This is a genomic window from Pseudoduganella sp. GW821-FHT12E03 (assembly GCF_058807115.1).
The window spans coordinates 1-3,631 of record NZ_JBXAQJ010000036.1; the positions used below are offsets into that span (position 1 = coordinate 1).

Below are 3,631 nucleotides of genomic sequence, written 5' to 3' on the forward strand. Positions count from 1 at the left end.
GCCGGCGGGACAGGCGGGATCGGCGCCGATGGCCGCCAGCAGGCCGCTGAAATGGCCGGCCATGCGGGCAATGGTGGCGGCGTCGAACAGATCGGTGCTGTACTCGAAGTCGCAGCGCAGCTCACCATCCAGTTCCACGATATTGAGCGTGAGGTCGAACTTGGCAGTGGCGCTGTCAGCCAACTGGGATTCCAGGGTCAGGCCCGGCAATTCAAGCTTGCCGATGGGAGCGCTCTGCAGCGCCAGCATCACCTGGAACAGCGGAGAATGGCTCAAGTGACGCTCCGGATTAAGGGCTTCCACCACCTGCTCGAACGGCACATCCTGGTGGGCGTAAGCGCCCAGCGCGTGTTGGCGCACTTGCGCCAGCAGTGTGGTGAACGGTGCATCGAGGTCGACACTGGACCGCAACACCAGCGTATTGACGAAGAAACCGATCAACGCTTCCGTTTCGGCCCGGTTGCGGTTGGCAATCGGGGTGCCGATACAAATGTCGGATTGGCCCGAGTAGCGCGCCAGCAGCACATTGAACGCTGCCGTGAGGACCATGAACAGCGTGGCCTGCTGTTGCTGGCCCAGCGCATGCAGCGTGGCGGTGATGGAGGCGGGTATGGTAAATGGCAGCAGCGTACCCTTGAAAGATTGCACCGGTGGACGGGGGCGATCAGTGGGCAAAGCCAGCAGGTTGGGAACGTCGGCCAGGCGCTCGGTCCAGTAATCGAGCTGAAGGGCCAGATTGTCACCGCTGAGCCACTGATGCTGCCAATGGGCAAAGTCGGCGTACTGGATGGCCAGTGGCGCCAACGGCGATGCCTGATTCCGTACCAGGGCGGCGTACAGGGTGGCGATTTCCCGGACCAGCACGCCCATCGACCAGGCATCGGAGACTATGTGATGAATCGTGAACAGGGCAGTGTATTCGTCATCGTCCAGGCGCAGCAAACGGGCGCGTATCAACGGACCCGTGGCGAGGTCGAACGGAGCAGCAGCCTCTTCGCTGCTCAAGTGTCCGGCGCGCAGCGTACGCTCGGCATATGGCAGGTGTCGCAAATCCGTGACCACGAGCGGAACCTCAAGCGTGGGGGCAATAACCTGGCGCGCCTTGCCGTCCACGATGGAAAACGTTGTCCGCAACACTTCGTGGCGCTGGACGATCGCCTGGATGGTCTGGCCCATGGCGGCGAGATCGATCACGCCTTTCAAGTGCATGCTCGCAGGAATGTTATACAGTGCGCTGTCAGGTTCCAGCTGGTCCAGGAACCACATGCGCTGCTGGGCAAACGATAGCGTCAGCTCCTGGTCGCGCGGTACGGCGTGCAGTTGCGGCGCGTCCGCATCCAGCTGCGCTTCCTCTTCCTGCAGCAGGCTTGCAAGCAGTTCGGCCCTCAGTGCGGCGAGATCGTTCTTATTCATGTTCGGTGTCTTTCTTTTGTTGGGCAGCCTTCAGGCGCCTTTTTTCCAATGCGAGGGCAATGATTTGTTCGTCCGACATGCTGTCGAGGCTTTGCTGGATGCGCGCGCTGAGGGCTGATTTTTGCTCGGCTTTCACCCGTGCCGCTTCCGCCAGCGCGGCGTCAATATGGCGCGCCAGTGTTTCGACGGTGGGCGACTCGAACAGGGTACGTACGGGAATGTCGATACCAAAAGCAGCGCGTAACTTGCTCGCCATTTGCGTCGCCATCAAGGAGTGGCCGCCCAGCTGGAAGAAGTCGTGGTGCACGCCGACTTGATCCAGCTTGAGCAGATCGGCCCAGATGTTTGCCACGTCAGCTTCCGTTGACGTTCGCGGCGCGACGTAATCGACGGTGCTGCCGGCTGTATCCGGAACCGGTAGAGCGCGCTGGTCCACTTTGCCGTTGGCAGTCAATGGCAGTTGTTCGAGGATCATGAAGTGGGCCGGCACCATATAGTCGGGCAGGCTGCGCAACAGGGCCGTGCGGATTTCAGGCACCTTGTCCTGCAAGGAGTCGTCTGCTTGCTGGGGCACAAGATAGGCCACCAGGCGTTTCTCGCCCGGCTGGTCTTCGCGCGCCAGCACCAGCACGTCGCGGATGGCCGGCAGCGCTGCCAGGGCGGCCTCGATTTCACCGAGCTCGATGCGCAGGCCGCGGATCTTGACCTGGTCGTCGATGCGGCCCAGATATTCGAGATTACCGTCGGGCAGATAGCGGGCCAGGTCGCCCGTCTGGTACATGCGGCTGCCCGGCATGTCGCTGAACGGGTTGGCGATGAATCTTTCCGCAGTCAGTTCGGGGCGGTTCATATAGCCGCGCGCCAGGCCCACGCCGCCGATGTATACCTCGCCGCACACGCCGACGGGGACCGGGTTGTGCCTGGGGTCCAGCAGGTAGATCTGGGTATTGGCCACCGGACGGCCCAGCGGAATGGTCAGCGCACCGGCGCCAACTTCCGTTACGCGGTGCCAGGTGGCGAAAGTCGTGCTTTCGGCCGGACCGTAGAAGTGCAGCAGGCGGCCGGGAGGGCCGGCGCGCAGCATGGCGTCCACGGCGCGGGGATCGGCTGCTTCACCACCGAACAGAATATGGCGCAGGCGCGCGAATTGCTCCGGACAGTCGTTGGCGACGTGGTTGAACAGCGCAGTGGTCAGGAACAGGACATCGATCTCCTGCTCGCGCACGGTTGCCGCCAAGTCGCGTGGCGACAGGATGATGTCTTTGGCGATGATGCAGAGCTGGCAGCCATGCACCAGTGCGGCCCACAGTTCGAAGGTGATGGCGTCGAAGGCGCTGCTGGCAGTTTGTGCCATTTTGTCGCCCGGGCTCAGCGTCATGTATTCTAGATTGGAGACCAGGCGCATCACCGCCTGGTGAGTCAGGCTGACGCCTTTGGGGCGGCCGGTCGAACCCGAGGTGTACAGGACGATGGCCAGGTTGCCCGGCACGGCCAGGGGCGGCGGATTGTGCTCGGGCTGGCACGCCAGCAGATGCGCATCGCAATCCAGGTAGAGCGTCGGCAGCGCGTTTTCCGGCAATGCGGTGCGCAAGGCGCTTTGTGTCAGCAAGGCTGCAGGCTGTGCGCTTTCAAGCATATACGCCAGGCGTTCCCGCGGATAGCCGGGATCCAGCGGCAGATAGGCGGCGCCAGCCTTGACGATGGCCAGCATGCCGACCACCATGTCGAGCGAGCGTTCGACGCTGATGCCGACTACCTGGTCAGGACCCACGCCCAGGCTGCGCAGGTGATGGGCAACCTGGTTGGCGCGCGCGTTCAATGCGGCATAGGTGAGCCGTTCCCCCGCATAGCTGGCGGCGATCAAATCAGCATGGCGGCTGGCCTGGACTTCAAACAACTGGGCAATTGTGCTGTCGTGGGCATAGGCGCGCTCCGTGGCATTCCAATCGACCAGCAATTGCGTGCGTTGTACCTGGTCCAGCATCGATAGTGCGCCGCTGTTGCTGGATGGGGCCTGTACGATGGCGTCGAGCAGGCGGTTGAAATGCGCCGCCATGCGGGCGATGGTGGTGTCGTTGAACAGGTCGGTGCTGTATTCGAAGACGCAATCGAGGGCGCCGTCCTGCTCGGTGATGTTGAGTGTCAGGTCGAACTTGGCGGTGGCGCTGTCGGCCGGCAGCGGCTCGAGCGTCAGGCCGGGCAGTTCGAGGGCGGCCAT

At 63.0% G+C, this 3,631-nt stretch carries 2 protein-coding genes; both read right to left on the reverse strand.

Features of this window, described 5'->3' with window-relative positions:
• A partial coding sequence (locus AC1RRC_RS33155) for a condensation domain-containing protein (protein WP_493060191.1) occupies positions 1 to 1,413 on the reverse strand: 1,413 nt, incomplete at its 3' end.
• On the reverse strand, positions 1,406 to 3,631 hold a 2,226-nt coding region (locus tag AC1RRC_RS33160), incomplete at its 5' end, for a non-ribosomal peptide synthetase (RefSeq protein WP_493060192.1). The genes AC1RRC_RS33160 and AC1RRC_RS33155, both read right to left, overlap by 8 nt.